Origin of the sequence: Curtobacterium sp. MCBD17_013 (assembly GCF_003234565.1) — a bacterium.
Lineage (GTDB): Bacteria > Actinomycetota > Actinomycetes > Actinomycetales > Microbacteriaceae > Curtobacterium.
Map to the genome: position 1 here is coordinate 110639 of NZ_QKTU01000002.1, position 14925 is coordinate 125563.

A 14925-nucleotide genomic window follows, 5' to 3' on the forward strand; every position below is an offset into this window, starting at 1 on the left:
ATGGCTGATCGCAGTCTCCGGGGCATGCGACTCGGGAGCCAGAGTCTCCAGAGCGAAGAGGGCGTCGAGTTCTCCGAGCGCAGGCGAGCCGTCTACCAGACCGACAAGGGCACGACGTTCGAGGTCGTCTTCGCCGCCGAGGCGGAGATCCCCGACACGTGGCAGTCCCCCAGGAGCGGGCAGGAGGGTCGTCTCCTCGGTGATGACGGCGCTCCCGTCCCGATCGAGGAACACGACACGAAAGCGCCGCGCACCCACTGGGACATGCTGCTCGAGCGGCGGTCCCGCGAGGAGCTCGAAGAGCTCCTGCAGGAGCGCCTGACCTACCTGCGCGCCCGACGTGGCGAACAGAAGATCGGCGCCTGACACCGTCGGCGCCTGCGGACCGGGAGGGCCGTCCTCATCACGAGGGCGGCCCTCCCGTCATGTGCGGCGCCGACGCCACGGCGCCGCGCCGAGCAGGACGAGCACGCCACCGATGACGACGACGGTCGTCAGACCGGTGCCGATGACGGTCGCCGGCGTGGTGCTCGTCCCCAGCGGCACGTCGGTCACCATCGACGTGGCCGTGTAGGCCGGAACCGAGTCGATGGTGCGTCCGGACGGATCGACGACCGCGCTCGCCCCGACGGTCGAGATGTTCACGAGCGAGCGCCCCGTCTCGATCGCACGCATCCGGGCGATCGCGAGCTGCTGCAGGTTCTCGTCGGTGCCGTCGAAGTCGGCGTTGTTCGTCTGGGCGAGGATGAGCTGCGCATGGGCGGCCGTCATCTCGTCGGTCAGGCGGTCGTCGACGATGTCGAAGCAGATCGCGAGCCCGACGCGCACGCCCGCGACGCTGACGGTGTTCGGCTTCGTCCCCGGCGTGTAGTCACGGCCGATCAGCCCGATCAGGGACGGCGCGAGCTTGCTGTAGAACCAGCGGTCGGGCACGTACTCACCGAAGGGCACCGGATGGGCCTTGTCGTAGGAGCCCAGCCAGCCCTTGCCGGCCTGCCAGACGAAGGACGTGTTGTGGTACTGGCCACGGGCGTTCTCGGTGATCGCACCGGCGACGATCGGCGCGTGCGTGGCGGTGCTCAGGGCGTCGAGGGCCGCCGCCACCCCGGGCGAGCGCCGAGGGTCGAACTCGGCCGACGCCTCCGGCCACACCACCATGTCGACTCCCTTGGCCGACGTGTCCGTCGCGTCGAGCTGGGACGACAGGACCTCGCCGGGCTGGGCGCCGTCGAAGTACCCCGCCGGACCGTCGCCCTGGACGCTCTCGACGCGGACCATGCCCGATGTCGTCGCGGGCCACGCCGGCACCGCGAGGACGACCACCACGACGCCGACCGCGAGCACGGCCCGGACGAACGGCCGCACACCGACCTCGACCGCGAGGGCGACGAGTGCCGCCACCATGAACACGAGCACGAACGTCAGTCCGAGCACCCCGAGCCAAGCGACGAGCGGTGCGAAGGGACTCTGTGACTGGCTCAGGGCGACGCGACCCCAGGAGAAGCCGTTGTACGGGTAGTTCCCGCCGAGCCACTCGCGGCCCGTCCAGAGCGCCGCGACGACCGCAGGCGTGAGGAGGACTCGACCGAGGACGGTCGGAACCGCCCGCGGCACCCACCGGTACGCGAGCGCCATGGCCGCTCCCCCGAGCGCCGGGAACAGCGCCTCGAACAGCGCGAGCGCGAGCCAGGGCACCGGGCCGAGGTACTTCGCCGCCCAGTCCACGTCGACCAGGAAGAACGCGGCGCCGAAGACGTAGCCGAGCCCGAACGCCACCCAGAACCGCTGTCCTCGGACCGCGAGGAGCATCACCGCGACGGCGGGGAACGCCAGCACCCAGACGCCCGCCCCGGGGAACGCGAGGTCGAGGACGAGTCCGCCGAGCGCTGCCAGCGGGTACGCGACGGAGCGCGGGAGGACACCGACCGCGCCCGCGTCGTGACCGGGGCCGTGCCTCCAGACCGGCAGGGGGTGCCGGGGACGGCGCCGCCGCGGTGTCGGACGGGGCGACTGCACGGCCTCCGCGCCGACGGCGGGCAGGCGCGTCGGACGGTCCTCGGTCGTCGTCATGGGATCGTCCCTCAGACCGTCGCGTAGGCGACGATGCCACGGCGCATGGCGTCGGCGGCACGGGAGGCGGTGCGCGACAACGGCGCGTCGGCCGCGTTGCGGAGCTGGTCGAGCAGGTCGATCACCTGCTTGGACCACCGGACGAAGTCGCCTGCGGCGAGGTCGAGGGTCCGGAGGACGTCGTCGAGCGAGGACCCCGACGCCCATCGGAAGACGCCGAGCGCGATCGCGGGCGTGGGCGGCATCGACCCCGCCAGGCGGTGGTCCCGCTCGAGGTCGTCGAGGCGCGCCCAGATCGTGAGCGTCTCGTCGAGGGCCGGACGGAAGGCGCCGCGGGGCAGCGCGTGTTCCGTGCCGGGAGCGTCCTCGCGGCGGGGCTCGTAGACGATCGTCGCCGCCATCGCCGCGAGCTGCGCCGGTGTCAACTCGTCCCAGACGTGCGCCTCGATGCACTCCGCGACGAGCAGGTCGCGGTCGCCGTAGATGCGCTGCAACCGGCGCCCACCGGCGGCGACGCGCACCTCGTCCCGTCGGGCCCCCGCGGACTCGGACGTCGGCACCGGGACGCCGTCCACGTCCTCCGGCGCGTCGCGGGTCAGGTAGCCGAGAGCCAGGAGGACGTCGGTCACCCGGTCGAACACGATCGCCACCGCACCGGTGCGCGAGCGGATCTGCGCGAGCAGCTTGTCGGTGGAGCGGGACAGGCGGTACCAACGCTCGGCCCAGCGCGCGTGCGCCTCGCGGTCGGGACACGCGTGGCAGGGATGCCGCTGCATGCGTCGCCGGACCTCGCTGATCGCGGCCTGCCGCTCCTGGCGTGCACCGTGTGAGGACTCGCGGCCGCCCGGGATCGTCGACCGCTCCAGGTCGGAGAGCTCGCGTCGGAGCGCCGCGTACTCCGTGAAGTCCCCGAGGTGGCACTCCATGGACCGGCGGTAGCCGTCGAGCGACTCCTGCTGCGATCGGGCCTTCCGGGCGAGATCGACGACCGAGCGGTCCGCCTGGAACTGCGCGAACGACGTCTCGAGGACCTCGCGCGTCCGCTCCCGCCCGAACTGCTCGATGAGGTTGACGGCCATGTTGTACGTCGGCTTGAACGCGGAGTTCAGCGGGTAGGTCCGGCGAGAGGCGAGCGACGCCACCGCCTGTGGTTCGAGGCCGTCGGTCCACTGGATGACCGCATGGCCCTCGACGTCGATCCCGCGGCGACCGGCGCGGCCGGTCAGCTGCGTGTACTCCCCCGGCGTGATCGGGACGCGCGCCTCGCCGTTGAACTTCTCGAGCTTCTCGAGCACCACCGTGCGAGCCGGCATGTTGACCCCGAGCGCCAGGGTCTCGGTGGCGAGCACGACCTTGAGCAGCTTGCGCTGGAACAGGTCCTCGACGACCTCCTTGAACGCCGGCAGCAGACCCGCGTGGTGCGCCGCGACGCCCCGCTCGAGGCCCTCGAGCCACTCCCAGTAGCCGAGCACCGCGAGGTCCTCGTCGAGCAGCGTGCGGCAGTGGTACTCGGCGGTCTCGCGGATCTCGCGGCGCTCAGCGGCGGTCGTCAGCGAGATCCCGGAGCGGAGGACCTGGCGCACGCCCTGGTCGCATCCGTTCCGGCTGAACACGAAGAAGATGGCCGGCAGCAACCGCCGCTCGTCGAGCATGTGGACGATGCCCTCGCGGTGCATGCGTTCCTGGCGCGGCCCGCGATGGTCGTACGCCGGACCGCGTCCGCGGCCGCGGCCTCGACCGCCGTTGCGGTCGCCACCCCGCGAGGCCCCACCGACCAGTCGCATGAGCTCCGGGTTGACACGGTTGGTCGCCGCCGCACCCGACGAGTCGAACAGGTCGACGAGCTTCGGACCGACGAGCACGTGCTGCTCGAGCGGCACCGGACGCTCCTCCGACACGATGACGTCCGTGTCCCCGCGCACCGCCTGCAGCCAGTCGCCGAACTCCTCGGCGTTCGACACGGTCGCCGACAGGGAGACGAGCCGGACCTCGCTCGGCAGGTGCAGGATCACCTCTTCCCACACCGGCCCGCGGAACCGGTCGGCGAGGTAGTGGACCTCGTCGAGCACGACGTAGGCCAGGTCGTCGAGCAGGTCGGACTCCGCGTAGATCATGTTGCGGAGCACCTCGGTCGTCATCACGACCACGCGCGCCCTCGGGTTGACGTTGGTGTCGCCCGTGAGCAGCCCGACCTCCGACTCGCCGTACGCGTCGACGAGTTCGCCGTACTTCTGGTTCGACAGCGCCTTGATCGGCGTGGTGTAGAACACCTTCGCCGTCGGGGAACGCATCGCGAGCCACACCGCGAACTCGGCGACGACCGTCTTGCCGGCACCGGTGGGCGCGGCGACGAGCACGCTGCGGCCCTCGTCGAGCGCCAGGCACGACGCCATCTGGAACGGGTCGAGGTCGAATCGGAGCTCGGTGCGGAACAGCTCGAGGTTCCGTGACCGCGCCCGCGCGCGGGCGGCGGCGAACCGGGCGGCCGGGGTCAGTCCCGTGTCGGTCACAGGCCGTACTCCGCGTCCACCGCTGCCTGACGTCGCGCTGCGCGCCGGTCGTGGAACCACGAGACCGCGCAGGCAGCGATGTACAGCACGACCATCGGCACGGCGAGCAGGAACATCGAGATGACGTCGGCCGACGGCGTGACCAGGGCGGTGAACACGAGGATGCAGAGGATCGCGATGCGCCAGGAGCCGATGATGGCCGCGGCGGAGAGCACCCCGACGAAGTTGAGGAGCACGAGGAACACCGGGAGCACGAACGCGATGCCGATGGCGAGGACGAGCTTGATGACGAAGTCGTAGTAGGTCTTGGCGTCCACGATCGAGGCGTCCTCGTGCGACACGAAGCTGCCGAGGATCCCGACGATGTGCGGCAGGACGTACCACCCGCAGAAGCAGCCGCCGAGGAAGAGCGGGATCGCCGAGCCGAAGAAGCCGATGACGTAGAGCTTCTCGCGGCGGACCAGCGCCGGCACGATGAAGGCCCACACCTGGTAGAGCCACACGGGGCTCGAGATGACGATGCCGATCGTGATCGCGATCTGCAGACGGAGGTCGAACGCACCGGTGATCACCGGGAAGTTCAGCTCGGCGACGTGCCCGCCGCCGGCACGGGCCAGGTTGCGGACCGGCGCGCGGAGGGCGTCGAGCACCCACGGCGTGAGGAACCACCCCGCCACGGCACACACGGCGATGGCGAGCACGGCGCGGAACAGGCGCTTGCGGAGCTCGACGAGGTGCTGTCCGAGGGACATCCGCCCCTCGGGGTCCTTCTTCGGCATCCCCGGGCGAGGCTGGCGTCCGCGCGCAGTCGTCGAGGCCATGGCTGTGATCCTACGTCCTCTCCGCCGTGGACCGACATGGCGGACGACGCTGGGGGCGGCTCAGTCCGCGGGGGCGAGCGCTGCCGCGGCGAAGGCGCGGAGGGCCGCGCGCGCGGCGGGTGGGTGCAGCACGACCGCACGGCCGGGCAGCCCGGCGACGAGGCGGACGACGCCGTCGAACCCGGTCGCGGCGAGCCGGATGCGGACGCGGCCCTGGTCGTCCGGGTCGTCCGCGGTGTCGGCGAGGTAATCCGCGACGAGCGGCAGGGACGAGGAGTCGAGCTCCACGGTGACGATCGTGTCCTCGGGCCCACGTTGGAACAACGTGTCGGGGATCTCGACGTCCTCGATCCGTTTCGTCGCCGGACGGTCGTCCACGGCGACGCCCGACATGCGGTCGAGTCGGAAGGTCCGGAGCGCATCGCGATCGAGGTCCCAGGCGCGCAGGTACCAGTCGGTGTCGATGGACTCGACCCGGAGCGGGTCCACGCGGCGTTCACCACGGGGCGCCCGCGGCCCCGCGTAGTCGAACCGGAGGCCCCGACCGGCCGACATCGCCCGCCGGATCACCTCGAGGGTGACGTCGTGCGCGTCCTGCCCGACCGCGACCGAACTGGAGGCGCCACCCGCCCCACGGGACAGCTTCGCGATGAGCGCGTGGATCGCCTCGGGGTCCCCGGCCTCGGGTAGCGCCGACAGGTACTGCAGGCCGGCGATGAGCGCCGAGGCCTCGCGGGCCGAGAGCCGCGGGGAGTCGTCGATCGCGACGAGGTTGGTCAACACGATCATGTCGTTCTGCTCGAAGTCGTCCCAGGCGATGTCGAACAGGTCACCGTGTTGGTACTGCATGGTCTCGCCCGGGACCCCCGACACGGCGATGAGCTCGACGGCGCGGCGGATCCGAGCCGCGGGGACCCCGAAGTGTCGTGCTGCCTCGGTGACCGACACGCGCTCGCGGTCGATGAGGTACGGCACGAGCGACAGGAGGAACGCGAGCTTGTCCTGCGCCTGGAGCGGCTGCTCAGCCACGGGCAGCCTCCCCCGCGGTGTCGTCGTGGTCCTGCACGAGTCGCTCGAGACGGGCACACACGAGGTCCCGCACGGCCGACGGCTCCACGACACGGACCTCCGGCCCGAAGGCGGCGAGCTCCTCGGCCAGGATCTGGGGATCCACGAAGTGCAGGACGAGCCGACCGTCGGCGTCCGTGGTGGTGCCGCGTCGGCGGGCGAGTCGCCGCTCGGCGTCACTGCCCGTGGCGACCTCGATCGTGGCGGTCCGGTTCGCCCAGACCCGGTCGAGTTCCGCGAGGGCACGCTCCCCGGCGTCCGCCGGCGCCTCGTGCTGGCCGACCTCGTACGTCGTGACCGGACCGACGACGCGGGAGAGCAGGTAGTTCTTGTCGGAGTCGGTCGCGAACTCGTGCGCGGCGAGCATCCAGCGTCCGCCGTGCTGCACGAGTGCCAGTGGCGCGACCTGCCGGGTCCGAGCCTTGGTGCTGCCCGGTGTGATGTAGTCGAACCGGACGGCGGCGGCGCGGTCGAGCGCGGCGCGCAGTGGTTCGAACGCGGCGTCCCTGGCCCGGAGCCGAGGAGCGTAGGCGTCCACGGCGCGGCCGTCCGCGAGCGCGTCCTCGCCGTCGTCGTCGGTACCGCCGACGGACCGCAGCTTGAGCAGGGCGCGACGGGAGTCGGCGGAGAGCGCGCCCTCACGCCAGGCCATCGCCGCCAGGGACAGCAGCGCGGACTCGTCCGGGGTGAACCGGACGTCCTCGGGCAGGTCGTACTCGCCCTTCGGGATCCGGTAGCGCAGCGTCTGGTTGTTGCCGGTCGCACCGGGCGTCTCGATGGTCTCGAGCGGGACACCGAGTTCGCGGACGTCGTCCTTGTCGCGCTCGAACTGACGCTCGAGCGAGGCGTTGTCACCACCCGGCGTGTACCGCTGGCGGTATCCCTGCACGTTCGCGAGGATCTCGCCCTTCGTGAGCCCCGACTCCGTCGACAGGAGCGCGAGCACGAGGCTGAACAGCCGTTCCTCCGCCGGGACACGCGGGGATCGGGTCGCTGGCACGCCCCGATCCTACGGCAGCGGGCGTACCCCCGGGATCAGCGTGGCATCACGCCGAGCAGGTCGAACACGTACGCGTACGTCGTGCCGTTCTGCTTGACGACGGCGAGCACCTGGTCGCCGACCTGCTTGCCGATCAGGGCCTTGCGGATCGATGCCGCGATCTGGTTGCCGGGCGCCAGCGGGACCGTCACGGCACCCGATCCGTCGGTCCAGCTCGACCCGGCGACAGTCGAGTTCGTGCCCCAGTTGACCGCGGTGTACTTGACCACTGCCGTGTCCTTCGCGGTGATCTCGCGGCCGGACCCCTTGCGGAGCAGGTGCACCTGGTCAGTCGACGGTGCAGCGGTGGCGGGCACGGTGATCCCGGGCGCACCGTTCGGGGCGAGCACGACGGCCGGCATGCCGTCGGCGGCGACCTGTGGCCGTCCGTCGGCACGCGAGGCGAAGCCGTCCACGACGTCCGCAACGACGACCGCGGCGTCCTGTTGGACCTTCGCCGTGGTGGTGCTGCCGTTCTGGAGCGCCTTCTTCGACACCACGATCGCGAGGCGGTCACCGACCCGCGCGCACTCGAGCGCGTTGCCCAGTGCACCGCCGTTCGTCGACCCGACGGTGATGGGACTCGTCGTCCCCTTGTACCCGCTCGTCTGCAGGGTCTTGCCGGTCGCGCCGTCCACCACCGTGTACTCGATGACCGCCGGGGAACCCTCGCCGAGGACACGGCCGGACCCCTGGTGGAGCACGGAGACCTCGGTCCGCTTCGTGGTGAGCGGCGACGGGACGTGGACCGTCGGCTTCGCACCGATCGCGCCGGACGCCGACACGGCCTCGGACGCGTTGCCGGGCGCGGGTGCCGTGCATCCCCCCGCGGACGCCGAGCCCGACGCGCACGCTGTGAGCGACGCGACGAGGCCGACCGTGACCAGGAGTGCGGGGATGGTGCGCACGGACCCTCTTTCCACTCGTTCGGGGGTTCGCGCCCGGATGACGCCGGACGACTCCGGTAGAGCTTAGCGGTCGTCCGCTGGCGCCTCGTCCGCCCGGGGCCCGTCCGCCGCGGCGACCTTCCGGGCCTGCGCGGCCGCCTGCCGGGCGACCTTCCGGAGCTTCTTGTCGCTCGTCGCCCGCTCGCCCACGGCGCCGGGCGTCCACAGCTCGACGTCCTCGTCGGCGAACTCGGGCTTGCGACGGCGCCGGTGGTCGGGCAGCACGACGCCGTCCGCGAGCCGTCGGGCCGTCACCAGGAACCCGGTGTGGCCGACCATCCGGTGGTCGGGACGCACGGCGAGTCCGTCGACGTGCCAGGTGCGGACGAGCGTCTCGCTCGGCTCCGGCTCGGTGTAGCGGCCGGTGTCGCGGATCGCCTCGCACACGCGGGAGAGCTGCGTCACGGTCGCCACGTAGCAGACGATGAGTCCGCCGGGCACGAGTGCGTCGGCGGCGTCGTCCACGCACTCCCACGGCGCGAGCATGTCGAGCACGACCCGGTCGACGGATCCGGCGTCGACGTGCTGCGCCAACTCCTCGACGAGGTCGCCCACGGTGACGGTCCAGTTGTCCGGATCGGCCCCGAGGAACGTGGCGACGTTGCCGCGGGCGATGTCGGCGAACTCGGAACGACGCTCGAACGAGTGCAGGGTCCCCTCGGCGCCGATCGCCCGGAGCAACCACAGCGAGAGCGCGCCCGAGCCGACGCCGGCCTCGACGACCCGGGCCCCCGGGAACACGTCCGCGAAGGCGACGATCTGGGCCGCGTCCTTCGGGTAGACGATCGCGGCCCCGCGGGGCATGGACATGACGTAGTCGTTCAGCAGGGGGCGGAGGGCCAGGTACTCGTCGCCGCTCGACGAGGCGATCACGGAGCCGTCCTGCTGGCCGATCACGTCGTCGTGGCGGAGGACGCCGCGGTGCGTGTGGTACTCGCCGCCGGTCTCGAGCGAGAGCGTGGTCAGCTTGCCCTTCGGGCCGGTGAGCTGGACGCGGTCGCCGGCACGGAAGGGACCGCGGGCTGGCGCGCCGGTCATCGCGCGCCCTCGCCCGGGAGCTGCGCCGCCGCCGCCCCGGAGGACGCCGTGGTCGCCGCGGCGGCGTGCGCCGAGAACGCGGGCGCCGTCAGTGCGACGAGCCGGTCGACGTCCACGCCGTCCAGCGACTCGAGCCGGACGTCGGCGCTGCCCTCGGCGATCGGCACGACGTGCTCGACCGCGACCGTGACGGCCCCGGAGGCGAGCGCCGCGGCGACACCCGTCGGCGAGTCCTCGATCGCGACGCAGCGGGCCGGGTCGACGCCGAGTTCTGCCGCAGCACGGAGGTACGCCTCGGGGTGCGGCTTGGCGTGCTCCACGTCGTCGCCCGCGACGACCACGCGGAACCCCCTCGCGCCGAGCAACTCGGCCACGTCGACCGCCATCCGTCGCCGGGACATCGTCACGAGTGCGGTCGGGACGCCGCGGTCGTGCAGCTCCTCGACGAGCTCGCGGGCCCCGGGACGCCACGGCATGGCGTCGTGCATGTGCTCGACCACGTAGGTCGTCATCCACTCGACGATCTCCTCCACGGTCAGGTCCACGCCGTGCTCACGGAGGATCTCGCCGGAGCGCTCGAGGCCACTGCCGACGAGGGACAAGCCGTCCTCGTGGGTCCACGGGGCGTCGTACTGCGCGGTCAGCACCATCTGGGACCGCTGCCAGATCGGCTCGGTGTCCACGAGGGTGCCGTCCATGTCCCAGAGGACCGCGGCGGGGAGTTCGGAGGTCACGGCCCCCGAGTGTAGCGGCGGGCACCCGAACGCCCGTTCGCTCCGGGCACGACGCCGGGAGCGCGGGCCGCGGTGCCCGCGAGGACGCACGTCCTATTGTTGGTGTGCAGGTCGCGGCGCCCCGCGTCCCTCGGCAGATCGACCAGGAGGTCCCCTCCGTGCCCCAGCACTCCCCCTTCAGCGACGGGCGCCTGCTCGTCGTCGCGTTCGAGGGATGGAACGACGCGGGCGAGGCCGCGAGCGGACTCGCCCGACGCATCGTCGACGCGCTCGACCTGGAGGAACTCCGGGAGCTCGACGGTGAACGGTACGTCGACTACCAGTTCAACCGCCCGACGATCGGCACCGACGACGACGGCGTGCGCGGCGTCATCTGGCCGCGGATCGTGCTCCACGGTCCGGCGTCCACCGGCACCACGCCCGCCGTCTCCCAGGTCGTCGGTGCCGGCGGCACCACGAGTGAGCGCGGGGTGTACGTGCTCGTCGGTCCCGAGCCGTCGCGGACGTGGCGCGGGTTCGCGGCGGAGATCGTGGACCTGGTGGACGTGCACGCGATCGACGCCGTCGTGTTCGTCGGCGCCATGCTCGCGGACGTCCCGCACACCCGCCCGATCTCGGTATTCGTGTCCAGTGAGGACGAGGACGTCCGCACCGCGCTCGGCGTCGACCACTCGACGTACGAGGGCCCGGTCGGCATCATCAGCGTCTTGTCGGACGCGATGGACACCGCCGGCGTGCCCACGATCTCCCTCTGGGCCTCGGTCCCGCACTACGTCCACAACGCCCCCTCGCCGAAGGCGACCCTCGCGCTCCTCGACCGCATCGAGGACCTCACCGACGTGACGGTGCCGCGCGGGTCCCTGCTCGACGACGCCGCGAACTGGGAGCAGGGCATCGACGCGCTGGCAGCCGACGACGAGGACATGGCGAGCTACATCACGCAGCTCGAACAGGCGCGCGACACGGTCGACTCCCCGGAGGCCAGCGGCGACGCGATCGCCCAGGAGTTCGAGCAGTACCTCCGCCGACGCGACGGCAAGGACGGCGCCCCGGGTGGCCCCGGCGAGGGTCCCTGGCGCCCACCCCAGTCCTGAAGGCGGGACGGCCGACGGACCCCGGACCGCCGGTCCGGGTCCTCCGTCAGTGTCGTCCGATCCGGATCCCGAGCACGGCGTCGACGAGCGCGACGAGCTCGCCCGTGCACGTGCCACCCGCCGCGATCGCGGTGTCCACCGCGGCGACCGCCCCCGGCGTGTCGAGGTCGTCCGCGACCCGCTCGCGGATCCGAGCCATGCTCGCGACGGCCACCGACGTGTCGGCGTCGCCCCGGTCCTCCAGATCGACGCCGCGAGCCCAGGCGTCCCACGAGGCGAGCCGCGTGGTCGCGCTCGTCAGCTCGCTGTCGAACCACTCCCAGTCGTCCGAGTAGCGGTGGGACAACAGCGCGAGGCGGACGACCCGCGGGTCGGCGCCGTCGTCGAGCAGGCCGCGGACGGTCACGAGGTTGCCGAGCGACTTCGAGATCTTCGTGCCCTGGTAGGCGATCATCCCGGTGTGGACGTAGGCGCGTGCGAGTGGTGCGTGCGCGAGCGCCGCCGTGTGGCCCGCGCTCATCTCGTGGTGCGGGAACACGAGGTCGCTCCCCCCGCCCTGCACCGAGACGGGCGCACCGAGGCGGTCGCCCGCGATGACGCTGCACTCGATGTGCCATCCGGGCCGCCCGGTGCCCACAGCGGTGTCCCAGGTCGGTTCGCCGGGTCGTGCCGCACGCCACAGCAGCGGATCGAGCGGGTCACGCTTGCCGGGTCGATCCGGGTCGCCACCGCGCTCTGCCGACAGCGCGAGCATGGTGTCGCGGGCGAGGCCGCTCTCGGCACCGAGCGACCAGGCGTCGGTCGCGCGCTGGACGTCGAAGTACACGTCGTCGCCGTCCGCGCCCTCCGTCGGCACCCGGTACCCGTGGCCGGACTCGAGCAGGAACGCGACGGCCTCGCCGATGCGCTCGACCTCGTCGGTGACCGCGACGTACTCGTCCGGCGGGAGCACCCGCAGCGCCTCCATGTCGCGCCGGAACAACGCGATCTGCGAGGCGGCGAGCTCGCGCCAGTCGACGCCGGTCGCCGCGGCGCGCTCGAGGAGCGGGTCATCGACGTCGGTCGTGTTCTGCACGTACTCGACGTCGAGTCCGGCATCCCGCCAGGCCCGGTTCAGGGTGTCGAAGGCCAGGTAGGTGGCCGCGTGCCCGAGGTGGGTCGCGTCGTACGGCGTGATGCCGCACACGTACATGGTCGCGCGCTCGCCGCCGTCCGTCGGGTCGACCGGGCTGCCGGTGGCGGTGTCGTGCACGCGAGGCCGGCTGCCGACGCCGGAGACCTCGGGGACGTCGGGGTGCTCCCAGGCCCGCATCAGTAGGTCGCCAGGAGGTCGGCGAGGACGCGGCGCCCGAACGCGAGCGACGCCAGCGGGACCCGCTCGTCGACGCCGTGGAACATCGCGGGGAAGTCCATGTCACCGGGGAGCTGCAACGGGACGAACCCGTACCCGGCGATGCCGAGGGTCGACAGCGCTTTGTTGTCGGTCCCGCCGGACAGCAGGTAGGGCAGCACCGGCGCGCCTGGGTCGTGCCGGTCGAGGACCGCGCGGACGGTGTCGACGAGCGGACCGGCGAACGCGGTCTCGAGACCGACGTCCCGGTGCGTCGTCAGCACCTCGACGTCGTCCCCGGCGAGTTCACGGACCTCGGCGAGCACCTGCTCCTCGTCGCCGGGCAGGCACCGGATGTCGACGAGCGCCTCGGCGGTGTCGGGGATCACGTTGTGCTTGTAGCCGGCGTGCAGGAGCGTCGGGTTCGTCGTCGTGTGCAGGGCCGCGTGGATGAAGCGCGAGGCCGAACCGGTCGCCAGCGCGACCTCGTCCGGCCCCGTCCGCGTGGGGTCCACCCCGAGGAACCGGGCGACCTCGCGCACCATCGCGTCGGTCGTGTCGGACATCCGGACCGGCCACTCGCGGCTCCCGATGCGCGCGACGGCCGCGGCGAGCTTCGTCACCGCGTTGTCGCGCATCACGTGCGACCCGTGCGCGGCGGTGCCCCGCGCGACGAGCTTGATCCAGATGAGCGCCTTCTCGCCCGTCTGCAGCAGGTAGGCCCGGCGATCGCCGAGGGTGATCGAGTAACCACCGACCTCGCTGATGGCCTCCGTCGCCCCGGCGAAGACCTCGGGGTGTTCCGCGACGACGTGGTGCGCGCCGAGGACGCCGCCGGCCTCCTCGTCCGCGAAGAAGCCGATCACCAGGTCGCGCTCGGGTGCGCCCTGCCGCTCGATGACGTCCCGCAGGGCGGTGAGCATCATCGCGTCCATGTCCTTCATGTCGACCGCGCCGCGACCCCAGAGCGCGCCGTCCTGGACGACGCCACCGAACGGGTCCACGGACCAGTTCGCGGGATCGGCCGGGACGACGTCGAGGTGCCCGTGCACGACGAGCCCCGGCTTGTCGCGGTCGCGCCCGGGAACCCGTGCGACGACGCTGACCCGGCCCGGCTCCGACTCGAACAACTGCGGCTCCAGCCCGAGGTCCCGGAGATGCGCCTCGACGTACTCGGCCGCGTCGGCCTCGCCGTTCGAACGCCCCTCGCCGTGGTTCGTGGTGTCGAACCGGATGAGGTCACGGGCGATGGCGGCGGTGGCCTCGAGCTCCGTGTCGACGTCCGCCGGTCGCTGCACATCGGTCATGTCCCCAACGGTACCGTCCGCGTACGACCACGGTGCCCGCCGGTGCGGGCAGGCCGGGCGGGCGCGCCCGGGATGCGCGCCCGTGTGCGGTCGCGCCGCCGATCCGTGCTACTGTCGTTCCTCGGCAGCGGGACCGGCCGGAAGGCCCAGGACCCGCGTCGACACCCTGTCCGGGTGGCGGAATTGGTAGACGCGCTAGCTTGAGGTGCTAGTGCCCGTATTAGGGCGTGGGGGTTCAAGTCCCCCCTCGGACACGACGAGCGGCTGGTCCCATCGGGACCAGCCGCTTCTTCGTTCGGTGGCCGTCCCCGCTCGTGCACCGCATCCTGGCTCCGCCGCTGGCGGACCCGGCTTCAGCGCCGACGCACCAGGCCCCGGACCAGCGAGGTCGCGACGAGGCCCACGAGCACGTACGGCCCCATCGTCAGCAGCGGGTCGATCCACGTGTGGTGCGTGTCCGACCGCGACGAGCGCAGTCGTTCGGCGATCCCCCGGCCGCCCCGCTCGGCAGCGATCCCGGTCTCGTGCACGACCCGGTCCGGCGACCCCTGCAGGGCCGCGGCGATCCGCGCCTCCGCGACGTTGACGCGGTCCCCGGCGATGAGGAGCAGCCAGTGCGCCGCACGCCCTTCGCTGAAGAACCCGTACGCAGCGCGGCGGATCAGACCCGAGACACCGGACAGCGGCTGCGCCGTCCCGAACACGGGCGTCACGAAGGCATGCTCGATCGAGCGCTCGCGGCCCTCGGCACCCGGCTGTCGCTCCGGGAACGTCCAGTGCGCACCGGTGGCGGACGGGTCGAACCGGAGGCGCGGCACGGCCGGCCGGTCGGCGGGGTCGAGGTCGGCGCCCCAGCCCGGGATGCGGGCACGCAGTTCCTCGGGCGTGGGGACGTCGCGGGGCTTGTCCGGCAGGTAGGCGAGCGGTTCGTCGTCGGTCATGCGGTCCTCCTCGTGTTCGGCGATGT

13 protein-coding genes and 1 tRNA gene are annotated in these 14925 nt (G+C 72.3%); 3 read left to right on the plus strand and 11 right to left on the minus strand.

Going from position 1 to position 14925, the window contains the following annotated elements; all coding sequences use genetic code 11:
- Complete coding sequence (locus DEI81_RS03135; protein WP_111009061.1) at positions 1–366, plus strand: RNA polymerase-binding protein RbpA; 366 nt, start codon at positions 1–3, stop codon at positions 364–366.
- Between the two features lie 57 nt (positions 367–423).
- Here DEI81_RS03135 and lnt read toward each other — a convergent pair whose 3' ends face one another.
- The 8 genes from lnt to DEI81_RS03175 form a co-directional block, all read right to left on the minus strand.
- A complete protein-coding gene (gene lnt / locus DEI81_RS03140) occupies positions 424–2070 on the minus strand; it encodes an apolipoprotein N-acyltransferase (RefSeq protein WP_111009062.1) in 1647 nt (548 codons plus the stop codon).
- A gap of 11 nt (positions 2071–2081) precedes the next feature.
- The gene (locus DEI81_RS03145; RefSeq protein ID WP_111009063.1) at positions 2082–4580 is read right to left on the minus strand and encodes an RNA helicase; all 2499 of its coding nucleotides are present in this window, start codon (positions 4578–4580) and stop codon (positions 2082–2084) included.
- Positions 4577–5332 carry a twin-arginine translocase subunit TatC gene (tatC, locus tag DEI81_RS03150; protein ID WP_111009341.1) on the minus strand — a complete coding sequence of 252 codons (756 nt, stop codon included), beginning with the start codon at positions 5330–5332 and terminating at the stop codon, positions 4577–4579. The genes DEI81_RS03145 and tatC overlap by 4 nt, the downstream gene beginning before the upstream one ends.
- A 129-nt stretch (positions 5333–5461) precedes the next feature.
- Entirely contained in the window at positions 5462–6430 is a 969-nt protein-coding gene (locus DEI81_RS03155; protein WP_111009064.1) for a YafY family protein, read from the minus strand.
- A complete protein-coding gene (locus DEI81_RS03160; protein ID WP_111009065.1) occupies positions 6423–7469 on the minus strand; it encodes a YafY family protein in 1047 nt (348 codons plus the stop codon). The genes DEI81_RS03155 and DEI81_RS03160 overlap by 8 nt, the downstream gene beginning before the upstream one ends.
- Positions 7470–7504: 35 nt before the next feature.
- On the minus strand, positions 7505–8416 hold the full coding sequence (locus tag DEI81_RS03165) for an FKBP-type peptidyl-prolyl cis-trans isomerase (protein ID WP_111009066.1): 912 nt from the start codon (positions 8414–8416) through the stop codon (positions 7505–7507).
- Between the two features lie 63 nt (positions 8417–8479).
- The gene (locus tag DEI81_RS03170) at positions 8480–9493 is read right to left on the minus strand and encodes a tRNA (adenine-N1)-methyltransferase (RefSeq protein WP_111009067.1); all 1014 of its coding nucleotides are present in this window, start codon (positions 9491–9493) and stop codon (positions 8480–8482) included.
- Positions 9490–10227, minus strand: a complete 738-nt coding sequence (locus DEI81_RS03175; protein ID WP_111009068.1) for an HAD family phosphatase — start codon at positions 10225–10227, stop codon at positions 9490–9492. Before DEI81_RS03175 ends, DEI81_RS03170 begins: the two co-directional genes overlap by 4 nt.
- A gap of 158 nt (positions 10228–10385) precedes the next feature.
- Here DEI81_RS03175 and DEI81_RS03180 point away from each other — a divergent pair, with 158 nt between their 5' ends.
- The gene (locus DEI81_RS03180) at positions 10386–11321 is read left to right on the plus strand and encodes a proteasome assembly chaperone family protein (RefSeq protein WP_111009342.1); all 936 of its coding nucleotides are present in this window, start codon (positions 10386–10388) and stop codon (positions 11319–11321) included.
- 46 nt (positions 11322–11367) lie between these two features.
- On the opposite strand, the gene mshC is transcribed toward DEI81_RS03180, so the two are convergent.
- Both mshC and DEI81_RS03190 read right to left on the minus strand, forming a co-directional pair.
- Complete coding sequence (gene mshC, locus DEI81_RS03185; RefSeq protein ID WP_111009069.1) at positions 11368–12633, minus strand: cysteine--1-D-myo-inosityl 2-amino-2-deoxy-alpha-D-glucopyranoside ligase; 1266 nt, start codon at positions 12631–12633, stop codon at positions 11368–11370.
- On the minus strand, positions 12633–13958 hold the full coding sequence (locus DEI81_RS03190; RefSeq protein ID WP_111009070.1) for a M20/M25/M40 family metallo-hydrolase: 1326 nt from the start codon (positions 13956–13958) through the stop codon (positions 12633–12635). Before DEI81_RS03190 ends, mshC begins: the two co-directional genes overlap by 1 nt.
- A 168-nt stretch (positions 13959–14126) precedes the next feature.
- Between DEI81_RS03190 and DEI81_RS03195 the strand changes: the two genes are divergently transcribed.
- A tRNA-Leu gene (locus DEI81_RS03195) sits at positions 14127–14212 on the plus strand.
- A 99-nt stretch (positions 14213–14311) separates the two neighbouring features.
- On the opposite strand, the gene DEI81_RS03200 is transcribed toward DEI81_RS03195, so the two are convergent.
- Positions 14312–14899: a hypothetical protein gene (locus tag DEI81_RS03200; RefSeq protein ID WP_111009071.1), complete on the minus strand. Its 588-nt coding sequence runs from the start codon at positions 14897–14899 to the stop codon at positions 14312–14314.
- Positions 14900–14925: the final 26 nt, after the last annotated feature.

What these genes read in the sequence shown, in the direction of transcription:
- tatC (WP_111009341.1), bottom strand. Translation starts at nt 5,332, where the DNA reads ATGTCCCTCGGACAGCACCTCGTCGAGCTCCGCAAGCGCCTGTTCCGC.
- DEI81_RS03135 (WP_111009061.1), top strand. Translation starts at nt 1, where the DNA reads ATGGCTGATCGCAGTCTCCGGGGCATGCGACTCGGGAGCCAGAGTCTC.
- lnt (WP_111009062.1), bottom strand. Translation starts at nt 2,070, where the DNA reads ATGACGACGACCGAGGACCGTCCGACGCGCCTGCCCGCCGTCGGCGCG.
- DEI81_RS03200 (WP_111009071.1), bottom strand. Translation starts at nt 14,899, where the DNA reads ATGACCGACGACGAACCGCTCGCCTACCTGCCGGACAAGCCCCGCGAC.
- mshC (WP_111009069.1), bottom strand. Translation starts at nt 12,633, where the DNA reads ATGCGGGCCTGGGAGCACCCCGACGTCCCCGAGGTCTCCGGCGTCGGC.
- DEI81_RS03190 (WP_111009070.1), bottom strand. Translation starts at nt 13,958, where the DNA reads ATGACCGATGTGCAGCGACCGGCGGACGTCGACACGGAGCTCGAGGCC.
- DEI81_RS03170 (WP_111009067.1), bottom strand. Translation starts at nt 9,493, where the DNA reads ATGACCGGCGCGCCAGCCCGCGGTCCCTTCCGTGCCGGCGACCGCGTC.